This window comes from Nocardia sp. JW2 (genome assembly GCF_051843015.1).
Lineage (GTDB): Bacteria > Actinomycetota > Actinomycetes > Mycobacteriales > Mycobacteriaceae > Nocardia > Nocardia coubleae.
On the sequence record NZ_JBPXLK010000019.1, the window covers coordinates 19969 to 38204 of the forward strand.

General features: G+C 68.8%; 24 protein-coding genes. 11 read left to right on the plus strand and 13 right to left on the minus strand.

Annotated features, from left to right (window positions below; genetic code table 11):
- Positions 1-111 precede the first annotated feature (111 nt).
- The 4 genes from ACSVDM_RS22965 to ACSVDM_RS22980 are packed head-to-tail and all read left to right on the plus strand — an operon-like array spanning position 112 to position 3761.
- Positions 112-864: a metal ABC transporter ATP-binding protein gene (locus tag ACSVDM_RS22965; RefSeq protein WP_439267874.1), complete on the plus strand. Its 753-nt coding sequence runs from the start codon at positions 112-114 to the stop codon at positions 862-864.
- A complete protein-coding gene (locus ACSVDM_RS22970) occupies positions 864-1730 on the plus strand; it encodes a metal ABC transporter permease (RefSeq protein ID WP_133733942.1) in 867 nt (288 codons plus the stop codon). The genes ACSVDM_RS22965 and ACSVDM_RS22970 overlap by 1 nt, the downstream gene beginning before the upstream one ends.
- 40 nt (positions 1731-1770) lie before the next feature.
- Positions 1771-2943 (plus strand): acyl-CoA dehydrogenase family protein, encoded by a 1173-nt coding sequence (locus tag ACSVDM_RS22975; RefSeq protein ID WP_439267742.1) that lies wholly within the window; start codon positions 1771-1773, stop codon positions 2941-2943.
- Between the two features lie 14 nt (positions 2944-2957).
- Positions 2958-3761, plus strand: coding sequence for an enoyl-CoA hydratase/isomerase family protein (locus ACSVDM_RS22980; RefSeq protein ID WP_439267744.1), 804 nt, complete (start codon positions 2958-2960; stop codon positions 3759-3761).
- A gap of 1 nt (position 3762) precedes the next feature.
- Here the strand turns inward: ACSVDM_RS22980 and ACSVDM_RS22985 are convergent, their stop codons facing one another.
- The 6 genes from ACSVDM_RS22985 to carD all read right to left on the minus strand — a co-directional run bounded on the left by ACSVDM_RS22985 (position 3763) and on the right by carD (position 8314).
- Entirely contained in the window at positions 3763-4041 is a 279-nt protein-coding gene (locus ACSVDM_RS22985) for a hypothetical protein (RefSeq protein WP_067495645.1), read from the minus strand.
- Between the two features lie 83 nt (positions 4042-4124).
- Entirely contained in the window at positions 4125-5108 is a 984-nt protein-coding gene (rlmB, locus tag ACSVDM_RS22990) for a 23S rRNA (guanosine(2251)-2'-O)-methyltransferase RlmB (protein ID WP_439267746.1), read from the minus strand.
- Complete coding sequence (gene cysS / locus ACSVDM_RS22995; protein WP_067495651.1) at positions 5108-6511, minus strand: cysteine--tRNA ligase; 1404 nt, start codon at positions 6509-6511, stop codon at positions 5108-5110. Before cysS ends, rlmB begins: the two co-directional genes overlap by 1 nt.
- 105 nt (positions 6512-6616) lie before the next feature.
- Positions 6617-7087, minus strand: coding sequence for a 2-C-methyl-D-erythritol 2,4-cyclodiphosphate synthase (gene ispF, locus ACSVDM_RS23000; protein ID WP_067640611.1), 471 nt, complete (start codon positions 7085-7087; stop codon positions 6617-6619).
- Positions 7084-7824, minus strand: coding sequence for a 2-C-methyl-D-erythritol 4-phosphate cytidylyltransferase (gene ispD, locus ACSVDM_RS23005; RefSeq protein WP_439267748.1), 741 nt, complete (start codon positions 7822-7824; stop codon positions 7084-7086). The genes ispF and ispD overlap by 4 nt, the downstream gene beginning before the upstream one ends.
- A 1-nt stretch (position 7825) precedes the next feature.
- Positions 7826-8314: an RNA polymerase-binding transcription factor CarD gene (carD, locus tag ACSVDM_RS23010; protein ID WP_019044685.1), complete on the minus strand. Its 489-nt coding sequence runs from the start codon at positions 8312-8314 to the stop codon at positions 7826-7828.
- Between the two features lie 352 nt (positions 8315-8666).
- On the opposite strand from carD, the gene ACSVDM_RS23015 reads away from it, so the two are divergent.
- The gene (locus tag ACSVDM_RS23015) at positions 8667-9368 is read left to right on the plus strand and encodes a hypothetical protein (RefSeq protein ID WP_356987522.1); all 702 of its coding nucleotides are present in this window, start codon (positions 8667-8669) and stop codon (positions 9366-9368) included.
- Positions 9369-9447: 79 nt separating this feature from the next.
- Positions 9448-10848, plus strand: a complete 1401-nt coding sequence (gene radA, locus ACSVDM_RS23020) for a DNA repair protein RadA (protein ID WP_439267751.1) — start codon at positions 9448-9450, stop codon at positions 10846-10848.
- A 146-nt stretch (positions 10849-10994) separates the two neighbouring features.
- Here radA and ACSVDM_RS23025 read toward each other — a convergent pair whose 3' ends face one another.
- Positions 10995-11669: a hypothetical protein gene (locus ACSVDM_RS23025; RefSeq protein WP_439267753.1), complete on the minus strand. Its 675-nt coding sequence runs from the start codon at positions 11667-11669 to the stop codon at positions 10995-10997.
- A 71-nt stretch (positions 11670-11740) separates the two neighbouring features.
- Positions 11741-12364 (minus strand): carbonic anhydrase, encoded by a 624-nt coding sequence (locus ACSVDM_RS23030; RefSeq protein ID WP_439267755.1) that lies wholly within the window; start codon positions 12362-12364, stop codon positions 11741-11743.
- A 90-nt stretch (positions 12365-12454) separates the two neighbouring features.
- On the opposite strand from ACSVDM_RS23030, the gene ACSVDM_RS23035 reads away from it, so the two are divergent.
- Complete coding sequence (locus ACSVDM_RS23035) at positions 12455-13324, plus strand: A/G-specific adenine glycosylase (RefSeq protein WP_439267757.1); 870 nt, start codon at positions 12455-12457, stop codon at positions 13322-13324.
- 129 nt (positions 13325-13453) lie between these two features.
- On the opposite strand, the gene ACSVDM_RS23040 is transcribed toward ACSVDM_RS23035, so the two are convergent.
- Entirely contained in the window at positions 13454-14188 is a 735-nt protein-coding gene (locus ACSVDM_RS23040; protein WP_439267759.1) for an alpha/beta fold hydrolase, read from the minus strand.
- An 87-nt stretch (positions 14189-14275) separates the two neighbouring features.
- On the opposite strand from ACSVDM_RS23040, the gene ACSVDM_RS23045 reads away from it, so the two are divergent.
- From ACSVDM_RS23045 to ACSVDM_RS23060, 4 genes are all read left to right on the plus strand, one after another.
- Entirely contained in the window at positions 14276-14599 is a 324-nt protein-coding gene (locus tag ACSVDM_RS23045) for an antibiotic biosynthesis monooxygenase family protein (RefSeq protein ID WP_067495664.1), read from the plus strand.
- Between the two features lie 209 nt (positions 14600-14808).
- Positions 14809-15009, plus strand: a complete 201-nt coding sequence (locus ACSVDM_RS23050; protein ID WP_067977397.1) for a CbtB domain-containing protein — start codon at positions 14809-14811, stop codon at positions 15007-15009.
- Positions 15000-15770, plus strand: coding sequence for a CbtA family protein (locus ACSVDM_RS23055; protein WP_439267762.1), 771 nt, complete (start codon positions 15000-15002; stop codon positions 15768-15770). The genes ACSVDM_RS23050 and ACSVDM_RS23055 overlap by 10 nt, the downstream gene beginning before the upstream one ends.
- A gap of 36 nt (positions 15771-15806) precedes the next feature.
- Positions 15807-16259 carry a hypothetical protein gene (locus tag ACSVDM_RS23060; protein ID WP_439267764.1) on the plus strand — a complete coding sequence of 151 codons (453 nt, stop codon included), beginning with the start codon at positions 15807-15809 and terminating at the stop codon, positions 16257-16259.
- A 4-nt stretch (positions 16260-16263) separates the two neighbouring features.
- On the opposite strand, the gene ACSVDM_RS23065 is transcribed toward ACSVDM_RS23060, so the two are convergent.
- The 4 genes from ACSVDM_RS23065 to ACSVDM_RS23080 are packed head-to-tail and all read right to left on the minus strand — an operon-like array spanning position 16264 to position 18226.
- The gene (locus ACSVDM_RS23065; RefSeq protein ID WP_067495675.1) at positions 16264-16701 is read right to left on the minus strand and encodes an OsmC family peroxiredoxin; all 438 of its coding nucleotides are present in this window, start codon (positions 16699-16701) and stop codon (positions 16264-16266) included.
- A 52-nt stretch (positions 16702-16753) separates the two neighbouring features.
- Entirely contained in the window at positions 16754-17200 is a 447-nt protein-coding gene (locus ACSVDM_RS23070; RefSeq protein ID WP_439267766.1) for an SRPBCC family protein, read from the minus strand.
- Positions 17201-17255: 55 nt separating this feature from the next.
- Positions 17256-17576, minus strand: coding sequence for a DMT family transporter (locus tag ACSVDM_RS23075; protein WP_439267768.1), 321 nt, complete (start codon positions 17574-17576; stop codon positions 17256-17258).
- Positions 17573-18226 carry an FMN-dependent NADH-azoreductase gene (locus ACSVDM_RS23080; protein WP_439267770.1) on the minus strand — a complete coding sequence of 218 codons (654 nt, stop codon included), beginning with the start codon at positions 18224-18226 and terminating at the stop codon, positions 17573-17575. Before ACSVDM_RS23080 ends, ACSVDM_RS23075 begins: the two co-directional genes overlap by 4 nt.
- Positions 18227-18236: the final 10 nt, after the last annotated feature.

The window sequence follows — 18236 nt, forward strand, 5'->3', positions numbered from 1 at the left end:
GACCTCATGACCGACGCAACCGCCCTGTCGGCGCCCGGCACGACCGGCGCGTCTGCCGCAGGCGTGGCAGGTGCGCAGCCGGATCCGGCGATCCGGTTGCGCACGGCCACGATGTCGTTCGGCGAACGCACTCTGTGGAGCGACCTCGATCTCGAGGTTTCGCCCGGTGAGTTCATCGCGGTGCTCGGCCCGAACGGGTCCGGTAAGACCTCGCTGTTACGAGTGCTGCTCGGCACGCTCGGGCTCACCGCGGGCAGCGCGGAGATCGCCGGGCGGCGAGCCGGGGTGGGCAATCCGGGCATCGGGTACATCCCGCAGCAGAAGACGATCGACGCCGGGGTGCTGTTGCGTGGCGTGGATCTGGTCGGGCTCGGCGTGGACGGACACCGCTGGGGGCTCGGTTGGCGCAAACGCCGGGAACGGGCCGAGCAGGTCGAGGCCGCCATCGCCGCGGTCGGCGCGCAGAAGTTCGCGCATGCCCCGCTCGAGTCGCTGTCGGGCGGCGAGCAGCAGCGGTTGCGGGTGGCCCAGGCGCTCGTCGGTGATCCCTCGGTACTGCTGTGCGACGAACCCCTGCTCAGCCTCGACATGGCCAACCAGCGTCTCGTGGCCGAGCTGATCGACAAGCGCCGGCGCGAACACGACACCGCCGTGCTGTTCGTGACCCACGAGCTCAATCCGATCCTGCCGCTGGTCGACCGGGTGCTGTACCTGGTCGACGGCGAGTTCCGGATCGGCACACCCGACGAGGTGATGACCTCGCAGACCCTCTCGGAGCTCTACGGGACCGAGGTGGAGGTACTGCGGGTGCGCGGGCGGCTCGTGGTCGTCGGCACCGGTGACGATATGGACGCCCTGGCCTGATGGACAAGCTCACCAAAGTGCTCACGTCGATGTTCGACATCGGCACCACCGCGAACCTGCTCGGCTACGACTTCGTGCAGCAGGCGCTGCTCGCCGCCGCCCTGCTCGGCCTGCTCGCCGGGCTGATCGGGCCGCTCATCGTCGCCAGACAGATGTCGTTCGCGGTGCACGGGACGAGCGAACTGTCGCTCACCGGTGCGGCGGCGGCGCTGCTCGTCGGTGTGGGTGTCGGGTTCGGTGCCATCGCCGGTTCGGTGGTCGCGGCCGTGCTGTTCGGCTGGTTGGGTTCGCGTGCGCGCGAACGTGATTCGGTGATCGCGGTGGTGCTCTCGTTCGGGCTCGGCCTGTCGGTGCTGTTCCTGTGGCTGTCCCCCGACCGCGCCGGATCGAAGTTCTCGCTGCTCACCGGGCAGGTCGCCAGCGTCGGCTACGACGGGCTCGCCCTGCTGCTCACCTGCACCGCCGCCGTGCTGGCCGTGCTCGCCGTGGTGTACCGGCCGCTGCTGTTCGCCAGCGCCGATCCCGAGGTCGCCGTGGCGCGCGGTGTGCCGGTGCGGGCGCTGTCGGTGGTGTTCGCGGTGCTGCTGGGCATCACCGCCGCGTTCGGCGTGCAGATCGTCGGCGCGCTGCTGGTGCTCGCCCTGCTCATCACCCCGGCCGCCGCTGCCGCGCAGGTGACGTCGAGTCCGTTGCGGGCCACCGTCCTCTCGGTGATCTTCGCCGAGGTCGCCGCCGTCGGCGGGCTGCTACTGTCGCTGGCGCCCGGCGTGCCGGTGTCGACCTTCGTCACCGGCATCTCGTTCACCATCTACCTGGTGTGCCGGGTCGTCGGACACCGGCAGCGCAAGCTCGCGCCCGTGCGCTGAAATCGCCACGGGCCGCGCACGGCAGCGCGATGATTCATCCATGATCGATTTCTCGGTGCCGGAGGATCTGGCCGCCCTGCGCGATCGGGTGCGCGCGTTCGTCGTCGACCGGATCGTGCCGTTCGAACGCGATCCGCGGCTCACCGCGCACGGGCCAACCGACGAGTTGCGGGCCGAACTGGTCGAGCTGGCACGGGCCGAGAAGCTGCTCACAGTGCAGGCGCCCGTCGAGTACGGCGGGCTCGGGCTCGGCCACGTGGAGCAGGCGCTGGTGTACGAAGCGGCCGGGTGGTCCACGCTCGGGCCTGTCGCGATGAACTGCGCGGCGCCCGACGAGGGCAACATGTACCTGCTCGGCAAGATCGCCGACCCCGAACAGATCGACCAGCATCTGATGCCGATGATCCGCGGGGAACGGCGCTCGGTGTTCGCCATGACCGAACCGGGCGGGGCCGGTTCGGACCCCGGGCAACTCAGCACGCGGGCCGTCTTCGACGGCGAGAACTTCGTGATCGACGGGCAGAAGTGGCTCATCACAGGTGCCGACGGCGCCGCGACCTGGATCATCATGGCCGACCTGGCCGAGAACCCGCACCTGCCCGCCGGGCCGACGCTGTTCCTCACCGAGGCCGACACGCCGGGCATCGTCATCGAGCGGATCATGAACACGATGGACCGCAACTACGTGGGCGGGCACGCGGTGGTCCGGTTCGAAAACCTGACGCTGCCGCCGAGCGCGGTGCTCGGCCGCACCGGTCAAGCCCTGCGCTACGCCCAGTTGCGCCTGGCCCCCGCCCGGCTCACGCACTGCATGCGCTGGCTCGGCGCCGCCGAACGCGCGCAGAGCATCGCCCTCGACCACGCGCGCACCCGCACCGCCTTCGGCAAGCCCATCGGGCAGCACGAAGGGGTGTCGTTCATGTTGGCGGACAACGAGATCGCGCTGCACCAGTGCAGGCTGACCATCTGGCACACCTGCTGGCTGATGGACCAGGGGCAGCAGGCCAGGCACGAATCGTCGATGGCCAAGTCGTATGTCTCCGAGGAACTGTTCAAAGTCACCGACCGGTGTGTGCAGGTGCTCGGCGGGATCGGGATCAGCGACGAGACCGTGGTGGAAATGCTGTTCCGCGACATGCGCGCCTTCCGGCTCTACGACGGGCCGACCGAGGTCCACAAATACGCGATCGGCAGACATCTGGTCGGCCGCTAGTACCATTCGATCCCATGAGTTCGGAACTGCTGGTCGATGTCCGCGCGGGCGTCGCGGTGCTCACGCTCAACCGTCCTGCCCAGCGCAACGCCGTCACGGCGACCATGACGGCCGAACTCGGGGCGGCCCTTCGCCGCTGCGACACCGACGACGCCATCCGCGCCGTCGTCATCACCGGCACCCCACCCGCCTTCTGCGCCGGTGCCGACCTGTCGGCCGGTGCGGGCGGGGCGAGCGCGACGCTCGACCCGTCACCGTGGCAGGTGCGCAAACCGGTGATCGCCGCCGTGAACGGGCACGCCGTCGGCATCGGGCTCGCGCTCGCCTTGCAGTGCGATCTGCGCTATTTCGCCGACGACGCCGTGTACGGCCTGAGCCAGGTCCGGCGCGGTGTGCTCGCCGACGGCTACGCGCACTGGACCGTGCCCCGCCTGGCCGGGCTCGCCAACGCCGCCGACATCATGCTCACCGGCCGCACCTTCGACGGTGACGAAGCCAAGTCGATGGGGCTGGCCAATGCCAGCCTGCCCGCCGCCGAGGTGCTGCCGACCGCGCTTGCCGTCGCCGAGGACATCGCCGGTGGCCCCGCGCCGCTGCCCGTGGCCCTCACCAAGCGGCTCATCTGGGAAAGCCTCGGCATGACCCCCGCCGTGGTCGGACAGCTCGAATCCGAGCTCAACGCGCACGTGGCCAAGAGCGTCGACGGCGGCGAGGCGATGACGGCCTTCAAGGAACGTCGTCAGCCGAACTGGTCGGGCAGCGTCAACGACGAGTGGCCCGCCTGGGACGCTCCCGGGGAACGCCCTAGCCTCGACTAGCTCAAAAGTTCCCGTTGCAGGACCCGGCCAGGTACAGCAACGCGAAACAGATCATCAGAATCGTGCCGATGATCCCGCCGATGTACCCGATCAGCACCTGATGACGCCCACTGAGCCCACCGTAGGAAGCGTCGATCTCGTTGAGTGCCCGCTTCCCGAGCGTCCACGCGACCGGCCCGAAGATCCCGCAGCAGAACGGGCTGAGCAGCCCGAGCACGAGAATCATGTTCGCCTGCGGGTGCTCGACCGTCGGGCCGATCGGTTGATTAGGGATCGCCACCCCGTGAATTCTACGGCGTGCGACCACGATTCAGCGTCAGCAAACCACAACTAGGCCGCCGACGTGGCGTGCAGACGCCGAACTCAGCCCAGTCGACGCTGCCGGGCGATATCAGCCAACACCACACCAGCAGCCACGGAAGCGTTCAACGACTCGACCGGCCCCGCCATCGGGATGCTCAGGATCGAGTCGCAGGTCTCGCGGACCAGGCGCGACAGGCCCTTGCCCTCGGAGCCGACGACGACCACAGTCGGCACGCTGCCGTCGAAATCGTCGAGGGTCGTGTCGCCATCGGCGTCGAGGCCGACGATCTGAATGCCCTGCGCAGCCCAGTCCTTCAGCGTGCGGGTCAGGTTGGTTGCCCGGGCGACGGGCAGGCGTGCCGCCGCGCCCGCACTCGTCCGCCACGCCACCGCGGTGACGGCCGCGCTGCGACGCTGCGGGATCACCACACCCTGACCGCCGAACGCGGCCACCGAGCGGATGACCGCGCCGAGGTTGCGCGGGTCGGTGATGTTGTCGAGGGCGACGAGCAGTGCGGGCTCGGCGGTCGACTTCACCCGGTCCATCAGATCGTCGGGGTGGGCGTACCGGTACGGCGGCACCTGCAGTGCCACACCCTGGTGCAAGCCGTTGGCGCTCAACCGGTCCAGGTCGGTGCGTGGCACCTCGAGGATGGAGATGCCGAGGTCGGCGGCGCGCTGCACGCTCTCGGTGAGGCGGTCGTCGTTCTCGGTGCCGACCGCCACGTAGAGCGCGGTCGCGGGCACATCGGCGCGCAGGCACTCGAGCACCGGGTTGCGGCCGAGCACCAGCTCGGGACCGTCGTCGGATTTGCGACCGGCGCGCGGCACACCGGACTTGCCGGTCGGACGACCCTGTGCCGCTTTGGCTTTGGCCGCGGCGGCCGCGCGCTTGGCGGCGGGGTGCTTGGTGCGTTCGACCGCGGGCGGGGTCGCGCCGCGCCCTTCGAGGCCGCGACGGCGCCTGCCGCCGGAACCGACGACAGCACCCTTCTTGGTGCCGCCCTTCCTGATCGCTCCGCGTCGCTGTGAATTGCCTGCCATCAGTTCGCCTTTCCGCTAGCTGCGCCCAGCGACCATTCCGGCCCCTGCGGGGTATCGGTGACTTCGATACCCGCCGCGATGAGCCGATCCCGTGCGGCATCGGCTTCTGCCCAGTTCTTGTCCGCTCGCGCGCTCGCCCGGCGATCCAGCTCCGAGCGGACCAGCACGTCGAGCGCGTCGAGCGCCGCCGAATTGTCGGCGGGGGTGTACCAGTGTTCGTCGAACGGGTCGACGCCGAGGATGCCGAGCATCGCCCGCACCTGCCCGGCCAGTTCGGCCGCCGTATCGAGCGCACCCGATTCCATGGCGCGATTGCCCTCGTGCACCACGTGGTGGATCTCGGCGAGCGCCTTGGGAATCGCCAGATCGTCGTCGAGCGCGGCGGCGAACGCGTCGGTCCATTTGCCGACCGGCACCGCACCGGCCCGATCGTGCACCCGCCGCACGAAAGCCTCGATGCGCTGATAGGAAGCAACAGCGTCGTCGAGTGCCTTGTCGGAGTATTCGAGCATCGAACGGTAATGCGCGCTGCCGAGATAGAAACGCAATTCCACCGGCCGCACCCGGGTGAGCACATTCGGCACCGAGAGCACATTGCCGAGCGACTTCGACATTTTCTCCCCGCCCATCGTCACCCAGCCGTTGTGCAGCCAGTAACGCGCGAAACCGTCGCCTGCCGCCTTCGACTGGGCGATCTCGTTCTCGTGGTGCGGGAAGATCAAATCCATTCCGCCGCAATGAATATCGAATTCGGGGCCGAGATAGAACTCGGCCATCGCGGAGCATTCCAGGTGCCAGCCGGGGCGACCGGGACCCCACGGCGAAGGCCAGCTCGGCTCGCCCGGTTTGGCGGCCTTCCAGAGGGTGAAATCGCGGGGGTCGCGTTTGCCGCGGGTGGGAGTTTCGCCCTGGTGCACGTCGTCGAGTTTGTGGCCGGAGAGTTCACCGTAATTCGGCCAGCTCACCACATCGAAATACACATCGCCCTCGGCGGCGTAGGCGTGCCCGCGCTCGATCAGCCGCTCCATCAGGGCGACCATCTGGGTGATGTGCCCGGTGGCACGCGGCTCGGCCGACGGCGGCAGCACACCGAGGGTTTCGTAGGCGGAATCGAACGCGCGCTCGTGCGTGGCCGCCCATTCCCACCACGGCCTGCCCGCCTCGGCGGCTTTGTTCAGGATCTTGTCGTCGATATCGGTGACATTGCGGATGAACCGCACGTCGTAGTCGTGTGCCAGCAGCCAGCGACGCAGCACGTCGAAGGCGACGCCGCTGCGCACATGCCCGATATGGGGCTGACCCTGCACGGTGGCACCACACAGATACACCGAGGCACGGCCGGGGACCAGCGGGGTGAATTCCCGCATGGTCCGCGTGTCGGTGTCAAAAAGGCGCAAGGTCACGGCATTCGATCCTAGTCGGTGGGATGAGAGTGGGGTTGACCGGCCGGTTCGTGGCTCGCCGCGATTCCGGGCGGCGACGGTGCGGCGGTCGGGTGGGGTGGCCCGTCAGGGCTGCGAACACTCCAGCAGGCAGGTCGCGATGGCGGCGACACCCTCACCGCGCCCGGTCAATCCGAGCCCGTCGGTGGTGGTCCCGGATACCGAAACCGGTGCGTCGAGTAATTCGCCGAGTACTTTTTGCGCTTCGGCGCGGCGCGGGCCGATCTTCGGGCGATTGCCGATGACCTGCACGGCGGCATTGACGACGGAATAGCCGTCGTCGGCGAGGAGTCTGCGGACTTCGGTGAGCATGGCGGCGCCGGTGACTCCGGCCCATTCGGGGCGGCCGACGCCGAAGACGGCGCCCACGTCGCCCAGGCCGGCGGCGGAGAGCAGTGCGTCGCACAGCGCGTGCACGGCGACATCACCGTCGGAGTGGCCCGCGCAGCCATCGGCGTCGGGAAACAGCAGCCCGGCCATCCAGCAAGGACGACCGGGTTCGATGGGGTGTACGTCGCTCCCGATGCCGACTCTCATCCAGCGACCTCGGTCCGGACGGCGGAGTGACCGAGCTGCGCGGAGCCGCCGACCGAGAGGACGGCTTCGGCGAGGGTCAGGTCGAGTGGCGTGGTGATCTTGAAGGCCAGTGGGTCGCCCGCGACGGTGTGCACGGCGACGCCGAGGCGTTCGACCAGGCCCGCGTCGTCGGTCGCGCCGACGTCGGTGGCGTAGGCGCGGCGCAGCAACTCGGCGTCGAAGCCCTGGGGAGTCTGGATGGCGCGCAGGTGGGCGCGGTCGGGGGTGCCGGTGACGACGCCCGCGTCGTCGACCGATTTCACGGTGTCGACGACGGGCAGGGCGGGCACGACGGCCGGGCTGCCTGCCTGCAGTTCGGTGGCGACGCGCGCGATGAGCTCGGGTGGGGTGAGCGCGCGGGCGGCGTCGTGCACGAGGTAGTACCCGGCGTCGGGTGCGGCCGCGATGCCCGCGCGCACCGAATCCGTGCGCTCGGCGCCGCCGACGACGACCTGCACCGGCACAGGGGGCATCGAACCGCCGGTCAGCGAAGTGGTGGACAGCAAGGCGGACGCGGCGTCGACCAGTTCGGCGGGCACGACCACGACCACCCGGTGCACAGCACCGGACGCGATCAGCCCATCGACGGCCAGCCGGACCATAGGTATACCGCCGACCGGGACGAACGCCTTCGGGGTGGGTTCACCCAGGCGCACGCCACGACCGGCGGCAGGAACCAGTGCTACGACAGGTCGCACACTACGAGGCCGCGGCGAGGACCTCGTCGAGCAGCGATTCGGCCTTGCCGTCGTCGGTGCCCTCGGCGAGCGCGAGCTCACCGACGAGGATCTGACGAGCCTTGGCCAGCATCCGCTTCTCACCGGCGGACAGGCCGCGATCCTGCTCACGACGCCACAGGTCGCGGACGACCTCGGCCACCTTGTTCACGTCGCCGGAGGCGAGCTTCTCGAGGTTGGCCTTGTAACGGCGGGACCAGTTGGTCGGCTCCTCCGTGTGTGGCGCGCGTAGCACCTGGAAGACGCGGTCGAGACCTTCCTGGCCGACGACGTCGCGCACGCCGACGTATTCGGCGTTTTCTGCGGGAACGCGAACGGTCAGGTCGCCTTGCGCGACCTTCAGGACCAGATACTCTTTCTGCACACCCTTGATGGTGCGGGTCTCGATTGCTTCGATCAGCGCCGCTCCGTGGTGGGGGTAAACGACGGTGTCTCCGACCTTAAAAATCATGTGTCCCGTGCCCCTTTCGATGTTCACAGTTTAACATGCGACTCGGTAACGGCGCGATCAACTGTGCAGGTCAGGGCCACAACGAGGACATCCCAGGGGTTGACAATCAAGAATTGTTGTGCATTGTGTTGCGCCAGAACAGGTTAACCACCAGCACAACGACCGGTATTCGCACTTCGGCCGTCGGGCATCGACGTGGCAACCACGTCCGGGACACCGAACTGTTACTTCCGTACCCGCGCGTCGCGAGCCCCGACGCCACGCGCGCGAAGCGAACTACTACGCTGCCTAGTTACTACCCTCCGGTCCCCGTGTGGAACGGAGTGAGCCCGGTCGACATGGAGGACAAACCGTGACTGCCCTGAAAGCTGTGACCGCCCCGTCGGCGCGACGTCGCATGGTGACGGTTGCCGCGCTCGCCGCTGCCGCGGGCATCGCCCTGACCGGCTGCAGTGCCGGCCAGCACACCCAGACCTCGTCGCAGGCCGCCGCGATCAACGGCAACCACGCCGATGTCGGCGACATCTCCCTGCGCAACGTGCACATCGTGTACCCCGAGGCGGCGGCGGAGCACCAGAAGGGCGGCAAGGCCGTCCTCGCCCTGTCGATCATCAACGGCAGCGAGACCGTCACCGACGAGCTCACCAGCGTGAGCACCGACCTCGGCCCGATCAAGATCACCGGCCCGGCCGGCGGCAAGTTCGAGCTGAAGCCGCAGGAGACCGTGCTGGTCGGCCCGCCGAGCGTCACCGCCGCGGCCGAGACCGGCGATCACCACGGCACCACCACGGCCGCGCCCACCACCACCGCGGCACCGACCACGGCGCCGGGTGGCGGTAACTCGAGCGCGAGCGATGCCGCCGCCGAGCCGGCAAGCATCGAGATCACCGGCCTCACGGAGAACATCACCCCCGGCCTGACCTACACGGTCACCTTCAACTTCAAGGACGCGGGCACCGTGCAGGTGGCCGTTCCGGTCGACGCCGCCACGTCCGAGCGCGTCGAGAACGAGAAGTCCGGCCCGGCGCCCGAGGGCGCGGGCGGCGGTCACTGAGACCAGCTGTCGAGAAAAGCCGTCGCGAACTTTCGCGGCGGCTTTTCTTGTTGTCGGACCCGGTCCGTAGGGTGCGCGTGTGGCCAAGACCAAAGCTGTTTTCCGTTGCACCTCGTGTTCGCACGAGGTGTCGAAATGGGTTGGCAAATGTCCTGATTGCGGTGCGTGGGGCACCGTGAACGAGGTGGCGGTTTCGGCCTCCGCGGCGGCGCCGGGGCGCAGGGCCATGTTGCCGAGCACGGCGGCGGCGCCGCTGTCGCAGATCGATGCGAAGGTCACCCAGGCCAGGTCGACGGGGGTGAGCGAGCTCGACCGGGTGCTCGGCGGTGGGGTGGTGCCGGGATCGGTGGTGCTGCTGTCGGGTGAACCGGGCGTCGGCAAGTCGACCCTGCTGCTCGAGGTCGCGTTCCGGTGGGCCGCCCAGCGCGACGAGACCGCGCTGTATGTGACGGCGGAGGAGTCGGCGGGTCAGGTGCGCCTGCGTGCCGACCGGACCGGCGCCGTGCACGACCGGGTGTATCTCGCGGCCGAATCGGATCTGTCGATCGTGCTCGGGCACGTGGAGCAGGTGCGTCCGACGCTGCTGGTCGTCGACTCGGTGCAGACGATGCTCGCCCCCGAGGTCGACGGCGTGATCGGCGGTGTCACCCAGGTACGCGCGGTGACGGCGGCGCTCACCTCGCTGGCCAAGGCGAGCGGGATCGCGGTGCTGCTGGTCGGGCACGTCACCAAGGACGGCAATGTGGCCGGTCCGCGCACGCTCGAGCACCTGGTGGACGTGGTGCTGCAGTTCGAGGGCGACAAGAACTCCTCCCTGCGCATGGTGCGCGGCATCAAGAACCGCTTCGGCAGCGCCGACGAAGTGGGCTGTTTCGAACTGCACGAGGACGGCATCGCCTGCGTCGACGATCCGTCCGGCCTGTTCCTGCATCACCGCACCGATGCCGTGCCCGGCACAGCGGTGACGGTCGCGATGGACGGCAAACGCCCGCTGGTCGCCGAGGTGCAGGGGCTCACGGTGAAGACCGAGATCCCCCAGCCGCGGCGCGCGGTGAGCGGCCTGGACTACAACCGGGTGGCCATGGTGCTCGCGGTGCTGCAGAGCCGTGGACGCGTGTTCCTCGGCAAGCACGACGTGTACGCGGCGACGGTCGGCGGCATGCGCCTGGTCGAGCCGACCGCCGACCTCGCCATCGCCCTGGCCATCGCCAGCGCCGAGGCCGATATCGCCCTGCCCGCGGGCTGGGTGATCCTCGGCGAGGTCGGTCTGGCGGGCGAGGTCCGCAAGATCACCGGGCTCGGTCGGCGCCTGGCCGAGGCCGAGCGATTGGGCTTCACCACCGCCCTGGTTCCGCCGGGTTCGGAGAAGGCCAAGGTCGGTTCGATGCGCATCCACGAGGTCGGCGACCTGCGTTCGGCGCTGCGTTTGGCCGAACTCCGCAAATCCCGGGCACCCCGCGAGCCGGTGACCGTGGAATAACTCCGGCAAACCGCGCTTTCCGGTCGAATTCCGCATTTCGGCGGTAACAGCCGTTGACACGGCCGCCCGTCCTGCGAATTCTGCAAATCAGCCATCTTGGACATGTGATTTACAGCGCATCCGCATAATGCCCGGTCGGGCGGTATTCAGTCGGCCAGGTTGAACGGTTCGGCCGCGCTGCGGATGGAACCGAGTTGTGCGACAACCATGTACGCGCCCGCCGGGACCGGCAAGCGCTCCCCCGCGCATTGTGGCTGGGAGGTGGTGCCGAACCAGGTGCCCTTGTACGACAGCTGTTCGCCCGCCTTCAGGGTCTTCACCTCCGGCGGCCCGTCCGGGGTGCAGTCGTTGCTCGCCCACAGCCTGCGCTGCCCGTCGAGGGTGTAGACGAGGAACTGCGGGCCCGCGCCGAGATCGCGCGAGCACGCGGCCGTGGAGATATTGGTGATGACGGTGCCGAAGCCCGGCTGGTCACCCACCCGGTAGGTCGGCTGGTTGACCGTCACCTTCAGCGCCAGCGACTGATCGCTACACGGCTGGGCCGCGGGCTCGGGCGCGGCGGACGTGGTCGACGATGCCGGCGCCGATGTGCTGGTCACCGAGCTGCTTGCCGCCGCGCTACTGGTCGCGCTGCTGGTCTGGGACGTGCTCGCGACCGTCGTCGAGGACGCGGCCGCGCCCGAACCGGACGAATCACCACCGCGCGCCACCATCGTGACCAGCCAGACCACGATCGCGAGCGCGACGACGATGACGCCGATGGCGAGCGCGCGACGACGCCAGTAGATCTCCGGTGGCAGCGGTCCATTCGGTTCCAGCACGCTTCAAAGGTAAGCGCAGCGCGCGAGGGCGCGCTCGATGACCTCGGCGTGTCGGGCGCGTACCGCCCGATTCAGACCGTCTCGCCGATATTGCCGACCACCCGGCGCAGGTGCGCGCGACCGTCCGACAACTGGTAGGTGACGCTCGCGATGGCGCACTGACCAGTGGCGACGCGCTGGGAGATGATCATCGAACGTTCCATGAGCAGCTTGCTGGTCTCCACCACGTGCCGGGCCTCGAGTTCGTCGACCGTCGTGAGCCCTTCGCGGCGGCCGAGCAGGATCGAGGGTGACACCTTCTCGACCACGCTGCGGATGAAGCCGCCGGGGACGGCGCCGCCGTCGAGCGCGTCGATCGTGGCCTTCACCGCGCCGCAGCTGTCGTGGCCGAGGACCACGATCAGCGGCACATTGAGCACCTCGACGCCGTATTCGATCGAGCCGAGCACCGAGGAGTCGACGACGTGGCCCGCGGTACGCACCACGAACATGTCGCCGAGGCCCTGGTCGAAGATCAGTTCGGCGGCTACGCGTGAATCGCCGCAGCCGAAGAGGATGGCGTGCGGTCGCTGTCCGTTCACGAGCTTGGCCCGGTCTGCCGCGCCCTGGCTAGGATGCAGCAGAGTGTCGTTGACGAAGCGCTCGTTGCCCTCGCGCAGCGACTTCCAGGCACTTATCGGATTAGAACCAGGCATACCGACCATTGTGCACACGCTATCGGTTACCAGCGAGTCTGCGCTGTTACGCCTCGGCAAAGTCGGCCTGGCAGAGATGGAACGGAAACAGTGAGTATCGACGCCGAGGTCCTGCTGGATTGGTTCACCGAGCGGGCGCGTGACCTGCCGTGGCGGCGGCCGGAGGCGACCGCCTGGCACATCCTGATGAGCGAGATCATGCTGCAGCAGACACCCGTGGTGCGGGTGGAGCCGATCTGGCGTGAGTGGGTGGCGCGCTGGCCGGTGCCCTCGGCGATGGCGGCGTCGTCACAGGCCGAGGTGCTGCGGGCGTGGGGCAAGCTCGGTTATCCGCGCCGGGCACTGCGGTTGCACGAGTGCGCGCGGGTGCTGGCCGCCGAGCACGGCGACGTGGTTCCGGCCGATGTCGACATCCTGCTGAGCCTGCCGGGTATCGGCGCCTACACCGCCCGCGCGGTGGCGTGTTTCGCGTACGGGCAGCGAGTTCCGGTGGTGGACACCAATGTTCGCCGCGTGGTGGCGCGAGCGGTGCACGGCCGTGAACCCGGTAATCCGTCCTCGCGCGATCTCGCCGAAACCGAGGCGCTGCTGCCGATCTCGGTGCCGCGGGCCGCGAAGTTCTCGGCGGCGCTGATGGAACTGGGTGCGCTGGTCTGCACGGCCCGCAACCCCGACTGCGGCAACTGCCCGCTGCCGCGCTGCGCCTGGGTCGACGCGGGCAGGCCGGCGTCCGAGGTGGTGCGCAAGGTGCAGAAGTACGAGGGCACCGATCGACAGGCGCGCGGCAGGCTGCTCGACGTGTTGCGTGATGCGTCGGGGCCGGTCGAGCGGGTGCGGCTGGACATGGCCTGGACGCGTGACCCGGGTCAGCGCGCCCGCGCCCTGGATTCTCTGCTGGTCGACGGCCTCGTCGAGCAGACCGAGGACGGCCTGTTCGCCCTGGCCGGCGAGGGAGCCTGATCTCCGGACCCGCGGCGGAGCTGTTCGACCAGGCGCAGGCGTGCCGCTCGGAACCGTGCCAGAAACCTTTCGACCAGCGGCGGGCGTGCCGATCGGAACCGTGCCGGAATCGTTCGACAAACCCGGCACTCAGAACCGCGCCAGAAACCGTTCGACGTGCGCGCGGTATTCCTCGGGCCGCTCATCGTGAATCAGGTGCCCGGCCCCGGGGACTCGCACGTACTCCGCGTCCGGATGCACCTCGGCCATCGTCCGCATCTGCCCCGCGGGGGTGATGGTGTGCTCGCCCTCGATGAGCAAGGCGGGCACGCGCAGTGATTTCCATTCGTCCCAGAAGTCGCGCGTTCCCCATTCCTCGGAGATCGCGCGGAAGGTGTCCACCTCGCCGTGCAGCCGGTAGCCGCCCGACTCGGTGAACGCCCGCAGGAAGTACCGCCCGGCCACCGGCCCGAAATAGTCGAGCACGGCCTGCTCGTCGGGGAAGGGTTGCGGCCAGGAGTGGATGAGTTCGGCCCAGTGCGCGGCGGTGCGGCCGGTGAAGTCCGGGGCGATGTCCTCGACGACGATCGCGCGGACCCGCTCGGGATGGGTCGCCGCGAACACCCACCCGTGCAGCGCACCCATCGAGTGCCCGATCACGATCATCGGTTCGGTGATCGCCGCCGTGTGCGCGGCGAGGTCGGCGACGAACGCCTCGGTGGTGAGCTCGGCGGGCGGAACACGGCCGTGACCTGCGGCATCAAAGGTGTATACATGCCCCGACTCGCGCAACCACGGCACCTGATCCGACCAGGTACGCGCACTTCCCATCAGCCCGTGCAACAGCAGAATCGGCGCCCCGACCCCACCTTCGTCATACAACACCCAGCCGATTGTGCCAGCTCGAGCATCGCTTTCAGTCACCTTGATCTGGACTGACCGGCCTGGCGTCGACCGCCATAGACTGAGCTCATGGCTGTTGTGAAGATCAATGCGATCGAGATTCCCGAGGGCGCGGGCCCGGAGCTGGAGAAGCGGTTCGCCGCGCGTGCCCACGCGGTGGAGAACTCCCCCGGGTTCCTCGGCTTCCAGTTGCTGCGCCCGGTCGCCGGTGACAACCGGTACTTCGTGGTGACCCAGTGGGATTCGGAGGAGTCGTTCGCCGCGTGGCGCGACGGCCCGGCCCGCGCGGCGCATGCCGGTCACGGTGCCGACGGCGAGCGGCCCAAGCCGGTGTCGACCGGTGCGTCGCTGCTCGAATTCGAGGTCGTGCTGGACGTGCCCGCGAAGTCCTGATCCGGGCGTTTCCCCTGGATGTATTGACGCACGCCGGCAGCGGCTGTCACAGTTCGAGGGAAATTACGCGAGGGTGCGCGGTAATCCGGTGAGATTCCGGAGCGGTCGCGCCACTGTATTCCGTGCCGGATTCCGGTGCGGACAGCCAGACATCGGCACCCTCGCCTATCGCTTCGATCGCGGGACGCGCATCCCGGAGGAGGACCCGAATGGCTATCGCACATTCACCCAGCCGGTCTACCGGCCTCGACACCCTGGCAACCGTGCTGGTCACGGCCGGTGTCGTTCTTCTTGCACTGCTCACGCTGTACCTGGTCGGTTTCGATCAGGGGGCCGTCTCGCGTAGCGGGATGTTCCTGCACGAGCTGATGCACGACGGACGTCACCTGCTCGGTGTCCCGTGCCACTGACCGGATCCCTCAAAACCCTGCTGTTACGTGGTCTGCTGGCCGGTCTGATCGCCGGTCTGCTGGCCGCGACAGTGGGCTATTTCATCGGCGAACCCCATATCGAGGCGGCGATCGCCATCGAGGAGACCGGTTCCGGCGGACATTCGCACGGGGCGGTCGAGGACCAGGCGCACGACGAAGAACCGCTGGTCAGCCGGTCGGGGCAGCAGGCGGGTCAGTTCCTCGCGCTCGCCATGGCCGGGATGGCGTTCGGGGCGATCTTCGCCGCGGTGGTGAATGTGGCTCGCCGTTTCACCACGCTGAGCGGGCCCCGATTGTCGCTGACCGCAGCGGGTCTCGCGTGGGTGGCGATCGTCGCGGTGCCGTTCTTCAAGTACCCGGCCAATCCACCGGCGGTCGGCGACCCGGAAACCATCGATCAGCGCACCTGGCTGTGGGTGGCCGTCGTCGTGCTCGGCCTGCTCGCGGTCGCGGCGGCCGTCGCGGCCTATCGTGCGCTGGCCGGGCAGCTCGACTCGTTCCGGCTCCTCGCCGCGGTAGCCGCGTTCGTGCTGGTCACCACGGTCGGTTACGTGCTGCTGCCGGGCGTGAACGAGGTGTCCGACGACTTCCCGGCGACCCTGCTGTGGCAGTTCCGGGTGGCGTCGCTGGCCGAAACCGCCACCCTGTGGGCGGCTTTGGGACTGGTGTTCGCCGCGCTCACCGAATGGTCAAGCGCGCGTAGCACTCCGGTAGCACGCGAGGTCGCTACCTCGGGGTGATCCTCGTGAGTACCGCGAGAGGGCAGTGTCGGCATCATGACCGACACTGCCTTCTCTGTTTCCGCCGCCCGCCCGGGCGCGGTGCGCGTGGCCTTCGCCGGGCTGGTCACCGCGCTGGCCGCCGGGGTCGCCGAGGGACTGCTGCGCGCCGTGCGCGGCGGGACCGAATTCGGCGCCACCGCAACAGGCCTGCTCCCCCGGCTGGCCATCTACCTGGTGGTGCTCGGGGTCGCGATGCACATGGCCAACGGCAGCCGGGTGTCGCGCGCCCTGCTCACCGTCGGTATCGGGATGATCGGGTTGGTCTCGCTCATCATCGAACCGCTTGCGGTGCTGCTGTCCACCGACGACTTCGGCGCCCTGTTCGGTGGGCTCGCGCCCGATTCGGCTGTCCTCGTCGCCTGCCGGGCGGTGCACATCCTCGCGGTGGTGCTCGCGATTCCGGCGATGTACACCCCGGCGGCGCACCGCTGGTTCACCCAGCGGTGAGTGTTCAGATGAGTTCGGCGTCCAGTTCCACCTCGGCGACACCGGCGAGCGCCTTGCTCACCGGGCAGCCGTTCTTGGCCGCGGTCGCCGCGGTGTAGAAGCCCTCGGCGTCGATCCCCGAGGCGACGGCGCGCACGGTCAGCTTGATCTTGCTGATCCGGAAACCGCCCGCCGGGTCGGGGCCGAGGGTCACGTCGGCGGTGACGTCGAGGCTCTCCGGCGTGCCGCCGACGTTGGCGATCTCGGCCGAGAGCGCCATCGAGTAGCACGACGAATGCGCGGCCGCGATGAGCTCTTCGGGGCTGGTGCCCTCGGCGTTGTCGGCCGCGCGGCGGGGGAAGGTCACGTCGTACTTGCCGACGCCGGAGCTGACCAGCTCGACCTGCCCGGAGCCGTCCTGCAGCCCGCCTGCCCAGAGTGTGCGTGCGCTACGAGTCGCCATCACGTTCCTTTCGGTAGCAAGAGTGTGTGTTCGATACCGAACCTACGTGAGCTCAGACCGGGATACTCGTCACTTCGTCGAGGCGTTCCAGCTTCTCCGGCCACACGTGCTGATGCAGGTCACGGATGGCGACGGTGGGGAAACCGGAGTGCCGCAGCCGCAACCTGATGCCGCGTGGTTGTTTCAGGAACTCGGCGGCGACCACGGTCTCCACCCCTTCGGTCGCGGCGGTGACCCAGGTGAACTCGATGCGGCGGTTCGCTTCGAGCGTGAGGATGCGGCCGTAGTGCGGGTTGCGCTTCTCGGCCGAGCCGGTGTCGAAATAGAGGGGCTCGTTCAGGGCGGGTCGCATCAGAACCGATCCGGGGACGGCCAGCCACAGGTCGAGGCCTTGGGTCCAAGCCGCGTACAGCAGGCTCGGCTGGGCCTTCATGACTCGCTCGACGGTGAGCTCGTGGGGCCGAGTGGACAGGTCCGGGGGGCGAACTGGCTGGTCCATCAGCCGACCCTACCGGTCAACTGCCCACCGAGCCCGCATCGGGTGTGCCGCAGCGTCACTCGGGGTTGGTGACGCGCGCGAGCACGATGCCACCGAGAATCAGCGTCAGGGCGAAGACCCGGCCCGCGCTGAGCGGGTCCCTGTGCACGAGCACGCCGAGACCGATCGCCCCGAGTGCGCCGATCCCGGTGAACACCGCGTACGCCGTCCCGACCGGAAGGGTCTGCATGGCGCGAGAGAGCAGGTAGACCGCCAGCGAGCCGAGCGCGATGCACAGCAGCGTCGGGCCGGGTCTGGTGAAGTTCTCGGTGGGTTTGATGGTCTGCGACCAGGCGATTTCGACCAGGCCCGCCACGCCGAGCACGATCCAGTTCATCGCGTGTAATCCTTTGCGAGCAGGCGCACTTCGGCGATGGCGGCGTCGAGCGAGGCCTCGTGCTCGGTACGCAGGTGGGCGAGGTTGGGGTCCGAGACCGCGTTGGCGAGTTCGGCATTGACGAAAACGGTGTCGGTGACGGCGTAATGGCCCGCGAAGAAGTCGCGCAGGTAGCGCTCCTGATAGTCGAAGGCGGCTTTCGGCGTGCCGGGTGAGTAGGCGCCGCCGCGTGCGGAGACGACGACGAAGCGCCTGTGTCCCAGCGACATACGCGGGAAGGTCACCTGATCGAGCCAGGCCTTGAGCGTGGCGGGGATGGAGTAGTTGTACATCGGGGTGCCGATGAGGATCACGTCGGCGGCCAGCAACTGCGCGAGCAGGGGTTCGAGGGTGTGCCACGCGGCGCGGGCGGCGGGGGTGACGGCGAGGTCCGGCAGGCGATCGAGGTCCGTGCTGCCCGCCGCGAGGACGGCATCGCACAGCTCGGTCCAGCCCTCGTCGATGAACGGTGCGGGGTCGGTGGCGAGGTCGCGGTAGGTGTAGTCGCCCTCGGGGGCTGCCGCACGCCAGGCCCGCACGAATTCCGCGCCGAGCCTGCGGCTGAGGGAATTGCTCCTGGCACTGGCGTCGAGATGCAGCAGGTGGGTCATGGTCCAACCT